Raw genomic sequence first — 20,938 nt, forward strand, 5'->3', positions numbered from 1 at the left:
CCGTCCCCGTTTCTAACTTTCCAGGAGGAAGTCATGGCTGATCCCGCACGCGCTGCCAAGCTGGCACAGCGGATTAAGGTCGTCGTCGCTGAGGCCCTCGGTCGTCGGGTCAAAGATCCGCGTGTCGAGTCCATCACGGTCACCGACGCCCGCGTCACCAACGACCTTCAGCACGCCACCATCTACTACACCGTCTTCGGTGACGAGGTAGCCCACGCAGATGCTGCCCGCGCCTTGGAGAAGGCCAAGGGTGTGCTTCGGCAGGAAGTTGGCCGCAACATCACCGTCCGGCTTACCCCGACGCTCGAGTTTGTTGCGGACCAAATCCCCGTCAACGCCTCGAACCTTGAGGAGTTGCTGCGCGAAGCCAAGCGTCGCGATGCCGAGGTAGCCGCTTTGGCTGCCAGTGCCAAGCACGCCGGCGAGGCCGACCCCTACAAGGGCGATGCCCCTGAGGACATCGACGAGGACGACTTCGACGAAGAGGACACTGATCTCTCCGGAGATCAAGAACTCGACGAAGACGCCAACCGCTAAGAGCCTCAGCGTTTTTGTACACCCAATGCCCCTAAGACAGCGTTTTAGGGGCATTGGCTGTACTCAGACTCGTTAGGATCAGAGCATGTCGGCGCACACTGCTCAGCAACGTGATGAATATCTGAACCGTGCCATCCACCTGGCGGTGCAGAACGTTTCCGACGGCGGCGGTCCTTTCGGCGCCGTTGTGGTCACCCCGGACGGGACTGTCCATGAAGGTGTCAACAGGGTCACCCGCGACCATGACCCCACAGCCCATGCAGAAGTCGTGGCGATCCGCCGGGCCGCTTCCGCGGCGCAACGGTTCGACCTCACGGGATCGGTTCTCTACGCCAGTTGTGAGCCGTGCCCCTTGTGTTTATCGGCCGCGCTCTGGGCCAGGATCGGCCATGTCTACTTCGCGGCGGACAGGCATGGTGCCGCCCGGGCTGGGTTTGATGACGCCGTGTTCTACGAATATTTCGCCGGTGCCAGGCCTGGGCTGCTGCCGGTAGAGCACGCTGCATTGCCCGCGTCAGGTGACCCCTTCGAGGCCTGGCTCAACCACTCCCGCCGGACCGCCTACTGAGGCCGGACGGCCTGCGGAGGCGCCCGCATCCTGGAGTCCCCGGCAACTAGACCTTGGCTGGGAGCCGGCTGACGCCGTCGAGCAGGTCCTGCTGCCCACCACAGAGGGCAATCCTGATCCATCCTTCACCGATTGAGCCGAATGCCGTTCCCGGCGCGAAGGACACACCGGCATCAGCGAGGAACTTTCGCACCCAGGTGCGGACATCCCCGTTGGTGACATGGGAGACGTCGGCCCACAAATAGAACGCCCCCTGTGCTCCCAAATACGGAATTCCCTTCCCCGACAACACCGCTGAGGCCGCATCCCGGTTGCTCCGGTAGTGGTCGCGGGCGTGGGAAACATAGTCCTGCGGCCCCGTGAGTGCGGCCAAGGCGGCGTACTGGGAAGGTGATGCGACGCAGGACACGATCGATTCCATGACGTTGTTCATCTTCTGCTCCAGTCCTGGAGGGCAGATCAAGGCACCGATGCGCAGGCCTGTGAGGCCGTAGGTCTTGGACAGCGTCAGGGAGGTGAAAACGCGGGCTTCACCGGGAACGTCGCTGTCGTAGCGGGCCGGGCTGACATGTGGCACATCGAACGTGAAGGCCTCATAGCACTCGTCCGAAATGATCCAGAGGTCATGCCGCACTGCCAGCTCCACGAGATGGCGCGTGGCGTCTTCACTGATGACCGCGCCCAAAGGGTTGGAGGGGGAGTTCAACATCAGCACCTTGGTCCGTGGTGTGATGAGTGCTTCAATGTCCTCGATGTGGGGCTGGAAGTCGTTCTTGGGGTACAGCGGGTACTGGACCGGCACTGCGTGCAGGAGGCGGCTGGTCATGGCGAACGTGGGGTACCCGGGGTTGGGAATGAGGATCTCGTCGCCCGGAGCGAGCAGGAGGCTCATGGCGAAGTGCAGGCCCTGCTGCGCGCCGTCCACCACATAGACCCGCTCCGCGCCGATCTGCACGTGCTGCTGTTCGCGGAAGCGCGCTGCGAAGGCTTCACGGAGCGCGGGAATCCCGGCGTTCGGTGTGTAATTGGTCTCATCCCGGTCCAGGCAGGCAATGCCGGCGTCCAGGACGTGCCGCGGCAGTGCAAAGCCCGGCTCGCCGATGCTGAGGACGATCGCTCCGGGGGTTGCCCAGGCGGCTTCGGTGATTTCCCGGATCTGGTTCACGGGGACGTCGCGGACATGTGTGGCAAGCTCAGGCATGGGAGCCATCCTAGCCACCCATATACTGGTAAGCGTGCTTTCTGGACTGGTAATCGTTGACAAACCGCAGGGATGGACCAGCCATGATGTGGTTGGCCGGATGCGGCGGCTGGCAGGTACCCGGAAAGTGGGGCATGCGGGAACGCTGGATCCCATGGCCACCGGCGTGCTGGTACTCGGCATCAACAAGGCCACGCGCCTGTTGACCTACATCGTGGGCACTTCCAAGACCTACACCGCCACCATCAGGTTGGGCGAAACCACCATCACCGATGACGCTGAGGGCGAAGTCACAGAATCCCGCACGGCCGCGGAGGTCACCGATGACGCCATCGCCGCCGGGGTTGCCGCGCTGACAGGACTCATCCAGCAGGTTCCCAGCAGCGTCAGCGCCATCAAAGTCAACGGCGAACGTTCCTACGCCCGCGTCCGCTCCGGCGAGGAAGTCAAGCTCGCCGCCCGCCCGGTCACCATTCACCGCTTTGATGTCCACTCCATAACCAGGATCGACGGCGGCAGGGTAGTTGACGTTGATGTCACCGTGGAATGTTCTTCCGGCACGTACATCAGGGCGTTGGCCCGCGACCTCGGCAACGGGCTGGGCGTCGGGGGGCACCTCACTGCCCTGCGCAGGACCCAGGTAGGTCCGTACACCCTTGACCAGGCCCGTACCTTGGAGGAGCTGGCAGAAGAACTCAACGTCCTGGAGATGTCCTTGGCGGCCAGGGCCCTCATGCCCAACCGGGAGCTCAGCGAAGAAGAAACCACGGAGATCTCCTTTGGCCGCCGTATTGCTGCCGGCCCCGGGGCAGGTACGTCCACGGCCGCTACGGCAGAGAACCCCGCAGCCGCGTTCGCGCCGTCGGGTGAGCTGGTAGCACTGCTGGCGGACGCCGGCAGCTTTGCGAAGCCGGTGTTGGTCTTCGCTCCGGGAACTGGGTCCGGAACCGGGCAGGGGCAATAACCATGGACGGATATTTTTATGCCATCCTGATCGTCGGATTGGTGTCCACCATCATGTGCCTCGTGGCAGGCCTGATGAAGAAAGCCCCGAACGATCCCACCATCTTCTCCGTGCTCGCCGTTGAACTGGTCCTCCTGGTGTATCTGGTGGGTTCGATCGTTCGTGTGGCCATGGGTGAGCAGATTGCCGGTGAGGCCTGGGAATTCTGGGGGTACCTGGTCACGGCCCTGATGATCCCGTTGGGTGCTGTTTACTGGGCCATCCTTGAACGAACCCGCTGGAGCAACTTTGTCCTGGCCGCAGTGGGGGTCACCGTGCTCGTTATGGGTGCCCGCATGAACCAGATCTGGTACTGACCTTGAAGGAAGAACACGACGTGACTGGAACCGAGACCAACCCGGCAAACCCGCAGCAGAAGGACACCCGCAATACTGGTCCGGGCCGCCTGCTGATCGCGGTCTATGCGGTCTTCGCATTGTCGGCAACGGCGCGTGCGGGCTACCAGATCGCCACCAAGTTTGCCGAAGCTCCCTTGGCGCACATCCTTTCTGCCTTCGCCGCCGTTGTGTACATCGTGGCCACCATTTCGTTGGCCAAGCCCGGCCGCACCTGGTTCAAGGTTTCCCTTGCGGCGGTGCTGACGGAACTTGTGGGTGTGCTGGTGGTGGGGGCCATCAGCCTGTTCGATCCCGTCGCCTTCCCGCACGACACCGTCTGGTCGCTGTTCGGACGCGGTTACGGATTCGTCCCCTTGGTCCTGCCGGTCCTCGGGCTCCTGTGGCTCAACAAACGCAGACCGTCCTGAGCCAGCTGCCCTGGCGGGTAACCTTAGAATGTTCCGGCGCCGGAAGGTTGCCGGGCGGAACGAATATCTGCAGTAAAAGGCGAGGTTGATGGTCCACATCTGGAACGATCCCACTGAAGTCCCCAGGGACTTCGGAGCTACTGTCGTCACCATCGGAAACTTTGACGGTGTCCATCGCGGACACCAGCATGTCCTGGCGCAACTGACTGATACCGCCAAGCGGCACAACATCCCATCGGTAGCAGTGACCTTTGATCCCCACCCCGCCCAGGTCCACAGGCCGGATTCTGCCCCGGAATTGATCATGGGGCTCCAAGACAAGCTGGAAGCCCTGGCGGACACCGGCGTCGATGCCGTACTGGTCATGAAGTACACCCTGGACCTGGCGGCCATGACGCCGCTGGAGTTTGTGCGCGAGGTCCTCTTGGACGGGCTGCACGCCGCTCACCTGGTGGTGGGCCATGACCTCCGTTTCGGCGCGGGCAATGCCGGCGATGTCCTCACCATGCAGGAGCTGGGGGACCAGCTCGGTTTCAGTGTTCAGGTAGTTAATGAGTACGGCGCGGGAGGCTTCCCGGTCCACGATGACGGCGATACCGACCGCCGCTGTTCCTCCACCTGGGTGCGGGAAGCTTTGTCTGAGGGAGACGTCGTGACTGCCGCCGCGGTATTGGGCCGGCCCCACCGCATGCGCGGGGAAGTCGTCCATGGCGCCGCCCGTGGCCGTGACCTCGGATTCCCCACCGCCAACCTTTCCCACGATTCCACGGGCTATGTTCCTGCGGACGGAATTTATGCCGGCTGGTTGATCGACCAGTCCGGAACCCGGTGGCCCGCTGCGATTTCCGTGGGTTCCAACCCCACGTTCGATGGCGTCAGCCGTCAGGTGGAAGCCCATGTGATCGATCGTCCCGAGGAAAATGTGGAGGACTTCGACCTCTACGACCAAACCGTAGCCGTTGAATTCACCCAGCGCCTCCGGGGCATGGTGGCGTACCGGGGACCCGAGGCATTGGTTGAGCAAATGTGCCTGGATGTCGCCCAGGCGCACGAGCTCCTGGGCCAGAGCTAGGCGCATTTCGACAACACTGCCGGCCTGCCGGTAAACTGATGAGTGGATCCGGCTGCAGTCCGTGGCGGCTGGACCTGTTTTTGTGTGCGGTGACGCACCAAAGGCAACCCGTCAGCGAGGCGCTGGACCGGGAGGCACGGCACAACTCTAGGAGTTCACGTGGCACTTGAAGCCGCTGTAAAGCAGTCCATCATCAAGGAATACGCAACCTCTGAAGGCGACACCGGTTCGCCCGAGGTACAGGTTGCAGTCCTGACCCAGCGGATCAAGGATCTGACTGAGCACATGAAGGAGCACAAGCACGACTTCCACACCCAGCGCGGTCTGCTGGCCATGGTTGGTCGTCGCAAGCGCATGCTTTCCTACCTGAAGAACACCGACATCGCCCGCTACCGTGCGCTCATCGAGCGCCTCGGCCTGCGTCGCTAGTCTGACTTTAGGGACGGCCCGGTCCCTCGTGGAACGGGCCGTCTTCTTCACCAACAACTAAAAACAGGAATCAACCGCATCGCGCATTCGCGGTCCTCGGTAGTGATTCCCGGGAACAATCGGTGACGATTGCCCCGTGGATCTCGATCGATGACCGGGTGTCGTACAGGCCAGGAATAAAGAAGAGGCCTGGGTTGATGCGGCGGACTTCCGCTAACAGAAACGGAGGTGACTCTCTATGGAGGGTCCCGAAATCCAGTTCTCCGAAGCCATTATCGACAACGGTCGTTTCGGCAAGCGAGTCATTCGCTTCGAAACCGGCCGCCTTGCCAAGCAGGCAGCCGGCGCTTCGATGGTCTACATCGACGAAGACACCGCCTTGCTGTCCGCAACCACCGCAGGCAAGCAGCCGCGCGAAGGTTTCGACTTCTTCCCGCTGACGGTTGACGTTGAAGAGCGCATGTATGCTGCCGGCCGTATCCCGGGCTCGTTCTTCCGTCGCGAAGGCCGCCCGTCCACCGAAGCCATCCTGGCCTGCCGCCTCATGGACCGTCCGCTGCGCCCGGCCTTCGTCAAGGGCCTGCGCAACGAAGTCCAGATCGTGGTCACCGTCCTGGCGATCAACCCCGATGAGCTCTACGACGTCGTCGCCATCAACGCATCTTCGATGTCCACGCAGCTGTCCGGCCTCCCGTTCTCCGGGCCGATCGGTGGCGTCCGCGTCGCCCTCATCGCTGACGAACAGGGTTCGCAGTGGGTTGCTTTCCCCAAGCACTCCCAGCTTGAGAACGCTGTGTTCAACATGGTTGTAGCCGGCCGCATCACGGGTGACGACGTCGCCATCATGATGGTTGAAGCCGAAGCCACGGACAACTCCTGGAACCTCATCAAGGAACAGGGCGCCACAGCCCCCACCGAAGAGGTTGTCTCCGAGGGCCTCGAGGCTGCAAAGCCGTTCATCAAGGCACTCTGTGAAGCACAGGCGGACCTGGCTGCACGCGCGGCCAAGCCCACCGTCGAGTTCCCCGTGTTCCTGGACTACCAGGACGATGTTTACGCCGCTGTTGAGGCCGCTGCTGCCGACAAGCTGGCTGCCGTCTTCCAGATCGCTGACAAGCAGGACCGCGACACCGCCTCTGACGAACTCAAGGACGAAGTCCTGGGTGCGCTTGCCGGTAACTTCGAAGGCCGCGAGAAGGAACTGTCCGCAGCTTTCCGCTCGGTCACCAAGCAGGTTGTGCGCCAGCGCATCCTCAAGGACCAGATCCGCATCGACGGCCGTGGCCTGACGGACATCCGCCAGCTCACCGCCGAGGTAGAGGTTCTGCCCCGCGTCCACGGTTCGGCCATCTTCGAGCGCGGCGAGACCCAGATCATGGGTGTCACCACACTGAACATGCTCAAGATGGAGCAGCAGATCGACTCGTTGTCGCCGGTAACGCGCAAGCGCTACATGCACAACTACAACTTCCCGCCGTACTCCACCGGTGAGACCGGCCGCGTCGGTTCCCCGAAGCGCCGCGAAATCGGCCACGGTGCTCTTGCAGAGCGCGCCCTGGTTCCGGTTCTGCCGACGCGTGAAGAGTTCCCCTACGCCATCCGCCAGGTATCCGAGGCCCTCAGCTCCAACGGCTCGACGTCCATGGGCTCTGTCTGCGCTTCGACGCTTTCCATGCTCAACGCCGGTGTGCCGTTGAAGGCAGCAGTTGCCGGTATCGCCATGGGCCTGGTTTCCGACCAGGTTGACGGCCAGACCCGCTATGCAGCGCTGACCGACATCCTCGGCGCCGAAGACGCTTTCGGCGACATGGACTTCAAGGTTGCCGGTACGTCCGAGTTCGTCACGGCCATCCAGCTGGACACCAAGCTCGACGGCATCCCCGCTTCCGTGCTGGCAGCAGCACTGAAGCAGGCCCGCGAAGCCCGCCTCCACATCCTCGAGGTCATCAACGCAGCGATCGACACCCCGGATGAGCTCTCCGAGTTCGCTCCGCGCGTCATCGCCGTCAAGATCCCCGTGGACAAGATCGGCGAGGTCATTGGCCCCAAGGGCAAGATGATCAACCAGATCCAGGAAGACACGGGCGCGGACATCTCCATCGAGGATGACGGCACGGTCTACATCGGCGCTACCAACGGTCCGTCTGCCGATGCAGCACGTTCCGCCATCAACGCCATCGCCAACCCGCAGGTCCCGGAAATCGGTGAGCGCTACTTGGGCACGGTCGTCAAGACCACCACCTTCGGCGCCTTCGTTTCCTTGACCCCGGGCAAGGACGGCCTGCTGCACATCTCCGAGCTCCGCAAGCTGGCCAACGGCAAGCGCGTGGACAACGTTGATGACGTAGTCTCCGTGGGCCAGAAGGTCCAGGTCGAGATCACCAAGATCGATGACCGCGGCAAGCTTTCCCTCTCCCCGGTTGTTGCCGAGGAAGACGGCGCAGCTGCCGAGGACGCTCCGGCTGAGGCCGCTGAAGAGTCCGCAGAGTAGTCTGTAAGCAGTACACCCGGCGGGGCCGGTGGGCTTGTAAAAGCTCCACCGGCCCTTCCGGCCTTAACCCGAAAACCTGAAAGGCCTTGATGACTGTCGTACCCCTGCCGCTGGAGCAGACTCTTCCCGGCGGCGAATTGATCCATGGTGCCGAGGGCGGTTCCGTCGTACGGCGCTCGGTCCTTCCCGGCGGCGTGCGCGTCCTGACCGAGGCAATGCCCGGCCAGCGTTCGGCCACCATAGGGTTCTGGGTGGCAGTGGGTTCGCGCGATGAAGCGGACGGCCAGCACGGTTCCACGCACTTCCTTGAGCATTTGCTGTTCAAAGGCACCAAGCGCCGCACCGCTTTGGAGATCGCGTCGGCTTTTGACGAGGTGGGCGGCGAATCAAACGCTGCCACCGCGAAGGAAAGCACCTGTTACTTTGCCAGGGTCCTGGACACAGACCTGCCCATGGCCATCGATGTCATTGCCGACATGATCACCGGCGCCGTCCTGGATCCTGCTGAACTGGAGCAGGAGCGCGATGTCATCCTTGAGGAAATCGCCATGGACAGCGATGACCCGACGGATGTGGCCCACGAGAAATTCGTGGAGGCCGTCCTCGGCAACCACCCCCTGGCCCGTCCCATTGGTGGAACCCCTGACGCCATCAAGGCTGTGGCAAGGGACGCGGTCTGGGAACACTACCAGCGCTATTACCGCCCGGAGGAACTGGTCATCACCGCTGCCGGCGGCTTGGACCACGACGTCGTCTGTGACCTTGTCCTCGATGCCCTGACGGCCGCGGGCTGGAAGCTCGACACCCAGGCAGCCCCGGTCAACCGCCGCGGTACCGATCGCGCCGTCATCAGCGGAACGTCCGGCCTCCATGTGGTCAAGCGCCCCGTGGAGCAAGCCAACATCATCATGGGCTGCCCCACGATCGTGGCAACCGATGACCGACGATTCGTTATGAGCGTGCTCAACGCTGTCCTGGGTGGCGGCATGTCCTCCAGGCTGTTCCAGGAAATCCGCGAGAAGAGGGGCCTGGTCTACTCCACGTACTCCTTCACCGCGGCTTACGCTGACGCCGGTTATTTCGGAATGTACGCAGGCTGCACGCCGTCCAAGGTCCGCCAGGTACTGGACCTCCTGGGCGTCGAGCTGGAGAAGCTTGCCAAGGAGGGCATCACAGAAGAAGAACTCCGTAAAGCCGTAGGCCAACTCAGTGGGGGAATCGTCCTGGCCCTGGAAGATACGGGATCACGGATGTCCCGGCTGGGCCGGGCAGAGTTGGTTTCCGGAGAATTCCAGGACATCGACGAAACCCTTGCCCGGATCCAGGCCGTCACGGTGGAAGAAGTGCAGGACCTGGCCCGCGAACTCGCAGCTGCACCGCGAACCATTACCGTGGTGGGTCCTTTCGAGGAAACCGAGACTTTCGGACTCTAGGCCTCTGGACGCACGCACTGTCAACAGGGCAGCATGATCACACGGTGATGATGCTGCCCTGACGACTTTGGAGACATGATGGATCTGCCCTCGAGCGGCCAGGCCGCGGAGCTGTTGCAGGACTTCATCGGTCACTGGCGGGGCATCACGGAGATTGCCGCGTCGCCGTGGGGGAGTGCCCGGACGGCTGAAGCGGAAGTGGTTTTCACCAAGGCCGCCGGCGGGTATGCCGTCGTCCAGAGCTACCGGCACCGCGAGGCGGACGGCACGCACTTCGAAGGGCATGGCATGTTCACTGTGGACCGGGATCACGGGGACACTCTTTGGTACTACGTAGACAGCCTGGGGAGGTCGCCGGCCAGCCCGGTCAGGGGAGCGTGGAATGCAGGCACCCTGACATTGGATAGGAGGACTGCCGACGGCGTTGCCCGGCACACCTTCCGCGTCGAGGACGGGGTCCTGGTGCACACGGCCGATCTACGGCTGGAAGGAACACCGGACTACAGTCCGTTGCTGAGGAGCTTCTTCCGTAAGGCCTGAGCCTCAGCCTCCGGCGAACGGCGGCAGGACATCGATGACGTCCTGGGCTCCCAGCGGCGCTGAACGGTCCCGCACAGCTACCTCGTTGCGCAGGAAACTGCTCCGTGCCACGATCCGGTCCAGCGTCGGGGTGCCTTCGGGAGGCAGCGGACGTTCGACGGCGAGTGCGGCTTCCAGCAACGCTTCCAGGCTGGTGCCTTCCGGGAGGACGTGACGTTCTTCTTCGACACCGGCCGCCGCGCGTGCGGCAGCGAAGTAGCGGACAAGCAAGGTTTCAGCCTCCGATTGCGCTCATGCTGCGGTCCGGCTGGACAAAGTCCGCTGCGCCGAGACCTGTGTGGTCCATGCCGTGGGCTTTAGGTTTGACCCACATGGCGTCTTGCCACCGCGATGCCAGTTCGTGATCCGTGGCCCCGCCGCGAAGCAGGCCCAGGAGGTCGAATTCTTCGTGGGAGAAGAGGCAACTCATGATCTTGCCCTCGGCCGTGATGCGGGTTCGGCGGCAGTCGGCGCAGAACGGTTCGGTGACCGAGGCGATAATGCCGACTGTACCGAGGACTGGGCCCGCAGCTTCACCGGAAGCCGTGTCCCGGCGTCGTACTTCAAATCGTTCGGCCGGGGCGCCGTCCCGTTCGCGGGGGTCGTGCGCCAGCACAAAGTCGCGGGAGAGCAATTCCCGGATCTCGGCGGCAGTGATCATGTTGCGACGGGTCCACCCGTGATCGGCGTCCAGCGGCATTTGTTCGATGAAGCGAAGCTCGTAGCCGCGGCCCAAGGCCCAGGCGAGCAAGTCCGGCGATTCGGCGTCGTTGATCCCGCGCATCAGCACGGCATTCAACTTGACCGGCCCAAGGCCGGCCGCCCAAGCGGCATCAACGCCGGCCAGGACGCGATCCAGGAACGGCCGGCGCGTGAGTTTGGTAAAGGTTTCCTCGTGCAGGGAATCGAGCGAGACATTGATGCGGGTGAGGCCCGCAGCCTTCAGCGCCGCCGCCTTTTTGTCCAGGCCAACACCGTTGGTGGTCATGGAGATCGGGAGGTCCGGGTGGTCGCTGCGGATGCCGGAAATGATGTCCACCAGGTCGGCGCGGACCAAGGGTTCGCCGCCGGTGAGGCGCAGTTCCCGCACGCCCAAGGCGTTGACCCCGATCCGGACGATCCGGACAATTTCGTCCCTGGTCATCACGGCTTGTTTCGAGAGCCATTCCAACCCCTCGGCCGGCATGCAGTATGTACAGCGCAGGTTGCATTTGTCCGTCAGGGACAGCCGCATGTCCGTAGCCCGCCGGCCATAGCGGTCCCACAGGCCCGCAGGCGTTCCTGCCGGGCGCGGCGGCGGTACCGCGATGCCACTTTCCTTGCTGCCCGCGGGGCCACCCGGAGGGGGCACCGGCATTCCCAGCTGAACACTCATAAATTCAGGCTACGCCACCGTGGCAGGATCAGTGACACCGATTACAGTCATACAGTTCTTACGGATTGCATACGCTTGCGCCGCGGATGCCTGAATCACGTGCCGGGGACCGCCGGCAAACCTATGCTGAAAGCGTGACCACACCTACGGCATCATCAGCGGAACCAGGGAATCGCCGCATCCTCCTGGTGGAAGACGAACAGACCATCGCCGATGTGGTCCGCGACTACCTGCTGCAAGCGGGCTTTCAGGTAGACATGGCGGGTGACGGATTTACCGCCCTTCAGGTGGCAGCGGACCGCAAACCCGACCTGGTGATCCTGGACCGCATGCTGCCTGGTTTGGACGGCGTGGAGGTGTGCCGCCGGCTCCGCCAGACCATGAGTGTACCGGTGATCATGGTTACGGCTTTGGGCACCGAAGATGACCGGATCCTCGGCCTGGAGATGGGCGCTGACGATTACGTGACCAAGCCCTTCTCACCGCGCGAGCTGGTGCTCCGGGTGAAATCGGTGCTCAGGCGAAGCATCAAGGAGTTCACGCCGGAACCACCAGTGGAAGCCGCGGGTCTCGAACTCGATCCTGCGTCCCGGACAGTAACGCATCACGGAGTTCCGTTGGCCTTGACGGTGCGCGAATTCGATCTCCTGGCTTTCATGATGCGGCGGCCACGCCAGGTTTTCAGCCGCGAGGAACTCATCAAGGCCGTCTGGGGCTGGGACTTCGGCGATCTCTCAACAGTCACAGTGCACGTGCGTCGCCTGCGGGAAAAGATTGAAGCCAACCCCACCAAGCCTGAGTTGCTCAAGACGGTCTGGGGTGTGGGGTACCGCTTCGATTCCGCCTCCGGCAACGCGCCGGAGCACTCCGGCGGCGGGGAGCGTGGCCATGGAGGGCAGTGAGCTGTGGACCATCCTGGCTTGGGTCTTGTTCTGGGCCGTCCTCATCGGCGCCGCAACCTTGTTCAGCCTGCGACTGCTGCGTCGGGCGTCGGTCCTGGCACAGATCTGCCTGGTGGTCGTCGCTACGGTTGCGGTCCTGGTGGCCGGCATGGTCAGTGCGTTCAATGCCATGTTCATCTCTGCCAGGGACCTGGAAGTCATGTGGTACATCCTCGCCGTGGCATCAGCAGTAGCTGTTGCCTTGTCACTCATGCTGGGCGGGGGCGTGTCACGTAACGCTGCCCGGTTGGTGGTTGCCGCGCGGCGCCTTGGCCGGGGGGAGACCTTGGACCACGCCGGGGAGGGGCGGGGCAGTGCTCCCGCCATGACGTCCGAACTTGCCGAACTGGCCAAGGAACTTGAGGCCAGCAGCCGCAGCCTCGCCGAGTCACGGGAACGTGAAGCCGCCATTGAGACGGCCCGGCGGGAATTGGTGTCGTGGATATCGCATGATCTCCGGACCCCCTTGGCCAGCATGCGCGCCATGACCGAGGCACTTGAAGACGGTATGGCGTCCGATGTGCCGGGCTATTACCGGAAGATCATCGGACAGACGGAGCAGATGACCGCCATGGTCAATGATCTCCTGGAGTTGTCCAAGATCCAGGCCGGCACTCTCCGTCTCCGTGCTGAACCACTGGACCTTTACGATCTTGTCAGCGATGCGTTGTCCGATCTCGCACCTTTGGCCGCTCAACGCGGCATCACGCTCGACGGCGGCGGCGACCGTGAGTGCATGGCCGTCGCCGATGGCCCCAGCCTCGCCCGGGCTGTGCGGAACATCCTCCTCAACGCCATTATCTACAGCCGGCCGGACACTGAGGTCCACGTCAGCGTCGGACGCGACGGGCTGGGGCACCACGGCGGAAATGCAGTGGTCGCAGTGCAGGACCAGTGTGGTGGCATCCGCAACGAGGACCTACCGCATCTGTTCGAGACGGGCTGGCAGAAAGACCCCGCCCGGGGCACCACTGATGGACTGCAGGGCAGATACAGTGGCGCGGGCATCGGACTGAGCATGGTGGCCGGCATCGTCAAGGCCCACGGCGGATCAGTCACTGTGGAAAACGTCGACGGCGGCTGTCGCTTTGCGTTGTCCCTTCCGGCGGGATCCGTCCCGGCCACGTCCGGGATTTCAGCCGACGAACGCGCGGGAGGCGCATCATGAGTACGCACAAAAGTGTGGACAGGCCGGAAACCCGCGCCTCCACCCGGTCACGCGGCCGGCTCAGCCTACGTCGGTGGCCTGCCGCGGCAGGTGTAGCGTCGGGCGGTGCTGGGATTGCTGCCGGCGAACTGACCGCAGGCCTGCTGAGCCCGTTGGTTTCCCCTGTCACGGCCCTGGGCGGAGCTGTGATTGATGCAGTGCCCCCCGGAGTGAAGGACCTGGCCGTGCAGTTGTTCGGCACAGCGGACAAGATCGTGTTGATTGCATCCATCGGTCTCGTCGCGGGATTGTTGGCCGCGCTGGCCGGCGTTCTGGAGCATCGCCGCGCCGGCTGGGGACTGGCGCTGGCCGGGGTGGCCGGAGCAGCTGGACTGACCGCCGTCGTCACGCGTGCCCAAGCAAGCCCGCAGGCGGCCTTGGCCCCGATCGTCGCTGCGGTCGTCACGATGCTGCTGTTGCGCACCCTCATCCGGCGGCTCGTCACGTGGGCACCCGAGGCAGCAAATCAGGAACTTCAAGGGCATGATCCCGCACCCCTGGCACGGCGGAGTTTCCTCAACGCCCTCGCTGGCACCTCCCTCGCCGCCGTCGTGGCCGGAACCGTCACTGCGGTCCTCACCCGGGCCACGGCCGTGGCGTCAGGTTTCCGCAGTTCCATGACGCTCCCGGAACCCGTGATCCCACCGCAGGCAATACCCGCCGGCGCCTCGCTTCCCGTGGACGGCATCAGCCCCCTGGTGACCCCCAACTCCGATTTCTACAGAATCGATACGGCACTGACGGTACCGGCCATCGACCCGCCGGCGTGGAGGCTGAAGGTCACCGGATTGGTGGACCGGGAGATCGAGATCGACTTTGCCACGCTCCTCGCCAAACCCATGATCGAACGGCATGTCACCATCGCCTGCGTATCCAACAACGTCGGCGGCGACCTCATAGGCAATGCGCTCTGGCTGGGCTGGCCCATCCGCGAACTCCTTGCCATGGCCGGTCCCAAAGCCGGCGCAGACATGGTGCTGTCCACCAGCAACGACGGGTGGACGGCCAGCACACCTTTGGAGGCCCTCACCGACGACCGCGACGCACTGTTGGCCGTCGGCATGAACGGCGAACCGCTCCCGCTGGAACACGGCTTCCCGGTGCGGATGATCGTGCCAGGGCTGTACGGATTTGTCTCCGCCACCAAATGGCTCACCGAACTGAAAGTCACCCGCTTCGCCGACGACACCGCGTACTGGACCCCCAGGGGCTGGAGCGACCACGGACCCATCAAGACGCAGTCACGCATCGACGTTCCCCGCAGCGGCAGGACGGTCCAGCCGGGCACAGTGCAGTTCGGAGGTGTGGCCTGGGCCCAGCACCGGGGCATCAGCCGCGTTGAGCTCCGCGTCAACCGCGGACCCTGGAAGCAGGCCACTCTTGCGAGCGGGATTTCCACGGACACCTGGTATCAATGGCAACTGGGCCTCGATCTCACCCCCGGGGATTACGAAGTGCAGGTCCGGGCCACCGATACCACCGGCCAGCCGCAGACCGAGGAAAAGGCACCCGTGGCTCCGGATGGCGCCACGGGCTATCACACCATCAGCGTCAAGGTGGGCTAAGGCCCTAGTCTGGGTACGTCCGGAGAAATTCCGGAAGCCAGTGTGTCACAACAGGAGGTTGTCCGTGCCCAGATCAGTTGCAACCCATCGCCAGGCAGTGGTGGAACTGCTGGCCGGCACTGCCACCACCAAGGGAAACCACCGCGTGCCGTTGCTCGACGCACTGGGAAAGCCGCTCGCCGTCGATGTCCATGCGCCGCTCTCGCTGCCGCCATTCGCCAACTCCCAGATGGACGGCTTTGCCGTCCGGTCACATGACATTCCCGACGACGGCGGGCAGCTCCGGGTGGCAGCTCCCGTCCCGGCAGGTGCGACACCAACAGCGCTGAAGGCCGGCTACGCCGCCCCCATCATGACCGGAGCCATGATTCCAGAGGGCGCCGACGCCGTCGTACCCATCGAGAAAGCGAGCCCCAGTACCTTTCCAGACCCCACCACCATGGATGCCGTCGTCAACCTTCCCGCGGTGGCTCCCGGTGCTTATGTGCGGAACAGCGGCAGCGACATCCACAGGGGAGCCCTGGCCCTGGCAGCAGGCACCCTGCTGGGACCGGCCCAGCTTGGCCTGCTGGCAGCCATGGGCCTGTCAACAGTTGAGGTCCCTGAACCTCTGCGTGTCCTCCTGGTCACCACGGGAGACGAGGTAGTGGAACCAGGGGAAGAACTCAAGCCCGGCAAGATCTTCGACTCCAACGGAACGCTGCTTGAAGCGTCCATGCGCCAGGCAAACCTGGACGTTGTTCGTACGGGCATCTCGGACGACGACCCTGCACACCTCCTGGCCGTCCTTCACCATCACACCCGGGAATCGGACCGTCCCGTGGATGTCATTGTCACCACCGGGGGAGTAAGCAAGGGCGCCTACGAGGTGGTGCGCCAGGCGATGGCCGGCCAGCCCGTTGATTTCCTCCCCGTTGCAATGCAGCCGGGCGGGCCGCAGGGCCTGGGAACCTTCAACGGCATTCCCTTCCTCGGATTTCCCGGCAACCCTGTCAGCTGCCTCGTCTCCTTTGAGATGTTCCTCCGGCCCGCCCTGTCGGAGGTTATGGGAACTCCGGCTCCACGACCCGTACGGACTGTACGCCTTGCCGAACCCCTGACCTCTCCCGAGGGCAAACACCAGGTCCGGCGTGGCTCGGTGGCCGGGGACGGCATGCTCCGTATGGAAGGCGGCGCCGGCTCACACCTGGTGCACGCCCTTGCCCGTGCCAACGCGTTGGTCCAGATCCCAGGCAACGTCACGGAACTCACCGCAGGAGCCGAAGTGGAAGTATGGATGCTGTGAATGAAACTCCCGGGACAACAGAACACGGCGGCGGCCTGACGCACCTACGGCACGACGGCACTGCGCAGATGGTGGATGTCTCCGCGAAGGCAGTGACCACCCGCGAAGCCACCGCCACGGCAACCGTCCGGACAACCCCGGACGTGATGGCCCTTTTGGGTGCCGGTGAGCTGCCCAAAGGCGACGCGCTCGCCGTGGCACGGGTAGCAGGCATCATGGCGGCAAAGAAGACGCCGGAGCTGATCCCGTTGTGCCATCCGCTGCCTATTTCCAAGGTCACCGTGGATTTCCATTTGGGCGCCCGCTCGGTGGACATCCTGGCAACCGTCAAGACCAAGGGCGTGACCGGCGTTGAAATGGAAGCCCTGACGGCGGCATCGGTAGCGGCACTGAGTATCTACGACATGATCAAGGCCGTGGACAAGCATGCCGTGCTGACCGACATCCGCGTGCTGGCCAAGACTGGCGGCAAGAGTGGCGACTGGGACGTCTCAGGGGAACCGGTCCAGGAGGCCGGCGAATGAGTGCTTGCGAGCCGAACAGCCTTCGGAAGGCCGGCGTCGTGATTGCCTCCACCCGGGCTGCTGCCGGAATCTACGCTGATGAGACGGGGCCCATCATCCTCGATTGGCTCAATGAGCACGGTTTTGAGACGTTCCCCACCATGGTGGTGCCGGACGGGGAGCCAGTGGGAGCTGCCCTCAGGGCGCTCCTGACCCAGGACCCCGCGGTCATCATCACCAGCGGCGGAACGGGCCTGAGCCCGGATGACAAGACGCCGGAGATGACCTTGCCGCTCTTGGACCGCGAAATTCCCGGCATCATGGAAGCAATCCGGCGCGCAGGCGCCGCGAAGACGCCCATGGCCATGCTGAGCCGCGGCCACGCTGGAGCTGCGGGAACGACGTTCATCATCAATCTGCCGGGATCCCCAAAGGGCGTTATGGATGGATTGGCTGTCCTGGACCCAGTGATCGGGCACTTGTGCGAACAAATGGAAGGTAGCCATGGGCACTGAAACAGATTTCGAAGTAGTCAGCGCTGTCCTCAGCGCGGAACCCATCTCGGTGGACCAAGCCATCGCGGCGGTCGAATCGGACAGCGCCGGGGCTGTGGTCAGCTTCAGCGGCGTGGTCCGGAACCACGATTCCGGCAAGGCTGTGGACCGGCTCAGTTACAGCGCCCATCCCACGGCGCACCAGGTCATGTCCGACGTCGTGGCCCAATTGGTGGCTGAGCATTCAGGCGAAGCCGACCAACCCGTCCGCATCTGGGCCGCGCACCGCATCGGGATGCTGGAGATCGGTGACCCGGCCCTTGTCTGTGCCGTCGCGGCGGCCCACCGGGGACAGGCGTTTGCCGTCTGTTCCGAGCTGGTGGACAGGGTCAAAGCGCAGGTTCCCATTTGGAAGGAACAGTTCTTCACCGACGGCACCGTCGAGTGGGTTGGCGCGGGGGAGTAAGCCTGAGTCACGGTTCCTGCCGGGCCCCGGCCCGGCGGTAGGGTTAACGGCATGACCGAACAACTTGCTGTTGCAGTGCTGGGCGCCCACGGGCGCATGGGAATTGAAGCCGTGAAAGCTGTGGAAGCAGCCGATGACATGAAGCTTGTAGCCGCCCTGGGTCGCGGCGATTCCCTGGAAACCCTGCTCGACGCCGGCGCACAGTACGTTGTTGACCTCACGGTCCCGGACACCACAGAGACCAACGTCCGGTTTGCCGTAGAGCATGGCATCCATGCTGTTGTCGGTACCACTGGTTGGAATGCCGACAGGCTGGAGTCCCTCCGTGCATTGCTGGAGCAGAAGCCGGACACCGGCGTGCTGATCGCCCCGAACTTTGCCCTGGGGTCCGTGCTGGCCTCCGCTTTCGCGGCCAAAGCCTCACAGTATTTTGAGTCCGTCGAGATCATCGAGCTGCACCACCCGAACAAGGTGGACGCACCATCCGGCACGGCGGTGCGTACGGCGCAGCTGATCGCTGATGCACGGCAGGCAGCCGGAGTTCCGGCAAGCCCGGACGCCACTGAAACGTCGTTGGACGGAGCCAGGGGCTGTGACGTGGAGGGTGTCCGCGTCCACAGTGTGCGGCTCCGCGGTTTGGTCGCCCACCAGGAGGTCCTTTTCGGCGGTCCGGGTGAGCAGTTGACGTTGCGCCATGACTCCTTCGACCGGGCTTCCTTTATGCCTGGTGTCCTGCTGGGATTGCGTAAAGTCTCAACGCACCCCGGCCTCACGGTTGGCCTGGACGGCTACCTGGACCTGGGACTCTAGGTCCATGGGCAATTTCTGGACTTCCTTGAAGAAGAACCGCACCAAGATCTGGGTCGGCGCCATCACCCTGCTGTTGGTGCTCTACCTGGTGGTGTCCGTCCAACGCTCGTTCCTCCTCCTCGGTGACCCGAACCTGGTAGCGAAGGGCATTGGAGCGGCCTATCTGGTCCTGCCCATCGTCGGAGCGTGGGCGCTCATCCGCGAGCTCCTGTTTGGCGCCCGCACCGAGCAGATGGCCAAGGTCCTGGAAGCCGAAGGCGGTTTGCCCGAGGACACCCTGCCCCGAACGCCCGGCGGGCGGATTGTCCGGGCGGCCGCGGATGCGGAGTTCGAGAAGTACCGGGCCGAGGCCGAGGCGGCGCCGGAGGATTGGCGTTCCTGGTTCCGGTTGAGTTGCGCCTATGACGCCTCGGGGGACCGCAAGCGCGCCAGGGCATCAATGCGCGACGCCGTGAAGCTGTTCCGCTCTCAGCCCACCGCTGCGGGACGGTAGCTGCCCAGCTTCGACGCCGTATGGGCAACCCACTCCAGCGGTCCGCGGCGCCGGAGCAAGGCGAAACACACGCCGATTGCCACTGCACACAGTGCCTGGGTCCAGTACATGCCCCCTTCTGTCCACCCTGCGGGCAGTGGCTGGTTGGTGAACCCCGAAACCACCCATACATGGGCCGAATAGAGGCTGAGCGTCATGGCTCCGGGCCCGCTGAGCACTATCAGGATATTGACCTTGATACGGTCGGCCACGGTACCCAGCAGCAGGAAGAAACCCACCACTGCGGCAGCCGTTCCGCTGGTGTGCAGCAGGTCCAGCGTGGTCCCTGCATGGGGGGATGCTGTGGCCAACCACCACCACGAACCGGTCTGCTCCAGCCCGGTCAGATTAACCTGGAGCATGCTTTCCAGCGGGTACCCGCGGGTGCCGGGAAGTGCCTCCAGCGCGGCCCGGCCGCCCCATGCTTCCAGGGCAAGGAACCCTCCCAGCTTTGCCGCAGCAGCCACAGTGGTTCCGCCGATTAGGAGCAGGAACTGCACCTTCGCGGTCGTGAGCGCCAACCTGCCGAGCACCAGTCCGATCAGCAGATATGAGATCCACTGGAACACCGGGTAGTAACCAGTGAAGAAGAGGTCTGCGAGGAGGCGTGCCGGCGTCCCCAGGTCCTCGCCGTTGGGGTTGTGACCCAGTTGCAGGGGAGGTGCGGCGTCCAACAGCAAGGGCCGGACCAGGTAAGCCAGCAGCGGAGACAACAGCACCCAGCCCGCCGCCCAGAAACACAGTGCCTTGACCCGAAGGCCAAGGAATGGCAGGACGCAAAGGAAAAGCACGGCGTAATGCACCAGGATGACGGCGACATTGACGTCCAGCCCTCCCAAAGTGAGGCCGACCACCGCAATGACCAAGGCTCGCATGGCGACCCCGCCTCTCGCGGCCCGGAGATCGTTGCCTTTGCGAGGTTCCTGCCGACCCGTACTCAGCGCCAATCCAATGCCGGCAAGGACAGCGAAGAGTGCAGCAGACCGCCCCGAAAATACCAATCCCACGAAGGTCGGCTCCCACGCCGGGGAGGGCCCGAACGTCGGTAGGAGGTGCGTGGACATCATGCCAAGCAACGCTGCACCCCTGGCAGCGTCGATCCCAGTGAGCCGGGAGGAGACCTGGCCGCCGTCGCGCGCTTTCCGCGGGGGCGCAGTCTCTTGCGAAGTCATGCTGCGATCGTCTCACAGCCAACTGTGAGCCGGGCCGACGGCAGAGCCCAGGTCTTGTCTTCGAATATATGTTCGAATAACATGGCAGGATGAACGATGTCCCCACGCCACCCGAAGGTCTCGCCGGACCCATGAAAGCAATGAGCCCCGGCGTCGTCGACTTCCTCTTCAGGCAACTCGTGGCGGGCGAACCCCCTGAAGACACCCAGTGGCGCCGCGAAGGAACAGTGCTGGCCGAGCAGCCGCCCGGAGCTGAACTTGCCCGGCGGCTATCCGAGGCGGACCTGGATTCCCTGACGCCGTTGGAACTGTTCGAGTACGTTCGCGCTTCCCAGCGCCTGGTCACCTGGGCTGAACACCTCAAGGAGCGGGCCGTGGCGCACTATTGCGCGGATCAACCTGCGCGGACGCCTGGGCCGTCCTAGCCAGTCGGGGTCTGACTGGAGTGAGAGGGCCCCATGGCTCCACGCCCCGGCCTGTCCTGCAACATCCCGAGGTTGCCTCCGGAA

At 63.9% G+C, this 20,938-nt stretch carries 24 protein-coding genes; 20 read left to right on the forward strand and 4 right to left on the reverse strand.

Annotated features, from left to right (window positions below; translation table 11 throughout):
- Positions 1–33: 33 nt before the first annotated feature.
- Together rbfA and AYX22_RS08290 are read left to right on the forward strand one after the other, a co-directional pair.
- Complete coding sequence (gene rbfA / locus AYX22_RS08285) at positions 34–537, forward strand: 30S ribosome-binding factor RbfA (protein ID WP_207597004.1); 504 nt, start codon at positions 34–36, stop codon at positions 535–537.
- 85 nt (positions 538–622) lie between these two features.
- On the forward strand, positions 623–1,105 hold the full coding sequence (locus AYX22_RS08290) for a nucleoside deaminase (RefSeq protein ID WP_207597005.1): 483 nt from the start codon (positions 623–625) through the stop codon (positions 1,103–1,105).
- Positions 1,106–1,151: 46 nt separating this feature from the next.
- Here AYX22_RS08290 and AYX22_RS08295 read toward each other — a convergent pair whose 3' ends face one another.
- Entirely contained in the window at positions 1,152–2,306 is a 1,155-nt protein-coding gene (locus tag AYX22_RS08295) for a pyridoxal phosphate-dependent aminotransferase (protein WP_207597006.1), read from the reverse strand.
- Between the two features lie 34 nt (positions 2,307–2,340).
- On the opposite strand from AYX22_RS08295, the gene truB reads away from it, so the two are divergent.
- The 8 genes from truB to AYX22_RS08335 all read left to right on the forward strand — a co-directional run bounded on the left by truB (position 2,341) and on the right by AYX22_RS08335 (position 10,040).
- Positions 2,341–3,270, forward strand: coding sequence for a tRNA pseudouridine(55) synthase TruB (gene truB, locus AYX22_RS08300; RefSeq protein ID WP_207597007.1), 930 nt, complete (start codon positions 2,341–2,343; stop codon positions 3,268–3,270).
- Positions 3,271–3,272: 2 nt separating this feature from the next.
- A complete protein-coding gene (locus AYX22_RS08305; protein WP_089594379.1) occupies positions 3,273–3,626 on the forward strand; it encodes a hypothetical protein in 354 nt (117 codons plus the stop codon).
- A 2-nt stretch (positions 3,627–3,628) separates the two neighbouring features.
- Entirely contained in the window at positions 3,629–4,075 is a 447-nt protein-coding gene (locus tag AYX22_RS08310; RefSeq protein ID WP_207597008.1) for a hypothetical protein, read from the forward strand.
- 88 nt (positions 4,076–4,163) lie between these two features.
- Positions 4,164–5,147 (forward strand): bifunctional riboflavin kinase/FAD synthetase, encoded by a 984-nt coding sequence (locus AYX22_RS08315; protein WP_207597009.1) that lies wholly within the window; start codon positions 4,164–4,166, stop codon positions 5,145–5,147.
- A 159-nt stretch (positions 5,148–5,306) separates the two neighbouring features.
- Positions 5,307–5,576 (forward strand): 30S ribosomal protein S15, encoded by a 270-nt coding sequence (rpsO, locus tag AYX22_RS08320; RefSeq protein ID WP_089594382.1) that lies wholly within the window; start codon positions 5,307–5,309, stop codon positions 5,574–5,576.
- 238 nt (positions 5,577–5,814) lie between these two features.
- Entirely contained in the window at positions 5,815–8,067 is a 2,253-nt protein-coding gene (locus tag AYX22_RS08325; RefSeq protein ID WP_207597010.1) for a polyribonucleotide nucleotidyltransferase, read from the forward strand.
- An 89-nt stretch (positions 8,068–8,156) separates the two neighbouring features.
- Entirely contained in the window at positions 8,157–9,500 is a 1,344-nt protein-coding gene (locus tag AYX22_RS08330) for a pitrilysin family protein (RefSeq protein ID WP_207597011.1), read from the forward strand.
- 78 nt (positions 9,501–9,578) lie between these two features.
- The gene (locus tag AYX22_RS08335) at positions 9,579–10,040 is read left to right on the forward strand and encodes a DUF1579 family protein (RefSeq protein WP_207597521.1); all 462 of its coding nucleotides are present in this window, start codon (positions 9,579–9,581) and stop codon (positions 10,038–10,040) included.
- Positions 10,041–10,043: 3 nt separating this feature from the next.
- Here AYX22_RS08335 and AYX22_RS08340 read toward each other — a convergent pair whose 3' ends face one another.
- On the reverse strand, positions 10,044–10,310 hold the full coding sequence (locus AYX22_RS08340; protein ID WP_089594386.1) for a MoaD/ThiS family protein: 267 nt from the start codon (positions 10,308–10,310) through the stop codon (positions 10,044–10,046).
- A 4-nt stretch (positions 10,311–10,314) separates the two neighbouring features.
- On the reverse strand, positions 10,315–11,454 hold the full coding sequence (gene moaA, locus AYX22_RS08345) for a GTP 3',8-cyclase MoaA (RefSeq protein WP_207597012.1): 1,140 nt from the start codon (positions 11,452–11,454) through the stop codon (positions 10,315–10,317).
- A gap of 134 nt (positions 11,455–11,588) precedes the next feature.
- On the opposite strand from moaA, the gene AYX22_RS08350 reads away from it, so the two are divergent.
- Genes AYX22_RS08350 through AYX22_RS08390 form a run of 9 tightly spaced genes read left to right on the forward strand, consistent with a single transcriptional unit; the run spans position 11,589 to position 19,218 of the window.
- On the forward strand, positions 11,589–12,356 hold the full coding sequence (locus AYX22_RS08350) for a response regulator transcription factor (RefSeq protein WP_207597013.1): 768 nt from the start codon (positions 11,589–11,591) through the stop codon (positions 12,354–12,356).
- Complete coding sequence (locus tag AYX22_RS08355; RefSeq protein WP_207597014.1) at positions 12,343–13,563, forward strand: HAMP domain-containing sensor histidine kinase; 1,221 nt, start codon at positions 12,343–12,345, stop codon at positions 13,561–13,563. Before AYX22_RS08350 ends, AYX22_RS08355 begins: the two co-directional genes overlap by 14 nt.
- Complete coding sequence (locus AYX22_RS08360) at positions 13,560–15,167, forward strand: molybdopterin-dependent oxidoreductase (RefSeq protein WP_207597015.1); 1,608 nt, start codon at positions 13,560–13,562, stop codon at positions 15,165–15,167. Before AYX22_RS08355 ends, AYX22_RS08360 begins: the two co-directional genes overlap by 4 nt.
- A gap of 58 nt (positions 15,168–15,225) precedes the next feature.
- Entirely contained in the window at positions 15,226–16,452 is a 1,227-nt protein-coding gene (gene glp, locus AYX22_RS08365; protein WP_242703570.1) for a gephyrin-like molybdotransferase Glp, read from the forward strand.
- Positions 16,440–16,976 carry a cyclic pyranopterin monophosphate synthase MoaC gene (moaC, locus tag AYX22_RS08370; RefSeq protein ID WP_207597017.1) on the forward strand — a complete coding sequence of 179 codons (537 nt, stop codon included), beginning with the start codon at positions 16,440–16,442 and terminating at the stop codon, positions 16,974–16,976. The genes glp and moaC overlap by 13 nt, the downstream gene beginning before the upstream one ends.
- Positions 16,973–17,470, forward strand: coding sequence for a MogA/MoaB family molybdenum cofactor biosynthesis protein (locus AYX22_RS08375; protein ID WP_207597018.1), 498 nt, complete (start codon positions 16,973–16,975; stop codon positions 17,468–17,470). The genes moaC and AYX22_RS08375 overlap by 4 nt, the downstream gene beginning before the upstream one ends.
- Positions 17,460–17,915: a molybdenum cofactor biosynthesis protein MoaE gene (locus tag AYX22_RS08380; protein ID WP_207597019.1), complete on the forward strand. Its 456-nt coding sequence runs from the start codon at positions 17,460–17,462 to the stop codon at positions 17,913–17,915. The genes AYX22_RS08375 and AYX22_RS08380 overlap by 11 nt, the downstream gene beginning before the upstream one ends.
- A 51-nt stretch (positions 17,916–17,966) precedes the next feature.
- Positions 17,967–18,725, forward strand: coding sequence for a 4-hydroxy-tetrahydrodipicolinate reductase (dapB, locus tag AYX22_RS08385; RefSeq protein WP_207597020.1), 759 nt, complete (start codon positions 17,967–17,969; stop codon positions 18,723–18,725).
- Positions 18,726–18,729: 4 nt separating this feature from the next.
- A complete protein-coding gene (locus AYX22_RS08390; RefSeq protein WP_207597021.1) occupies positions 18,730–19,218 on the forward strand; it encodes a hypothetical protein in 489 nt (162 codons plus the stop codon).
- On the opposite strand, the gene AYX22_RS08395 is transcribed toward AYX22_RS08390, so the two are convergent.
- The gene (locus AYX22_RS08395; protein ID WP_207597022.1) at positions 19,194–20,429 is read right to left on the reverse strand and encodes a heparan-alpha-glucosaminide N-acetyltransferase domain-containing protein; all 1,236 of its coding nucleotides are present in this window, start codon (positions 20,427–20,429) and stop codon (positions 19,194–19,196) included. The two genes, AYX22_RS08390 and AYX22_RS08395, sit on opposite strands and share 25 nt — an antisense overlap.
- 89 nt (positions 20,430–20,518) lie before the next feature.
- On the opposite strand from AYX22_RS08395, the gene AYX22_RS08400 reads away from it, so the two are divergent.
- A complete protein-coding gene (locus tag AYX22_RS08400; protein ID WP_207597023.1) occupies positions 20,519–20,854 on the forward strand; it encodes a hypothetical protein in 336 nt (111 codons plus the stop codon).
- Positions 20,855–20,938 lie beyond the last annotated feature (84 nt).

The sequence above is a fragment of the Arthrobacter sp. D5-1 genome, assembly GCF_017357425.1.
Lineage (GTDB): Bacteria > Actinomycetota > Actinomycetes > Actinomycetales > Micrococcaceae > Arthrobacter.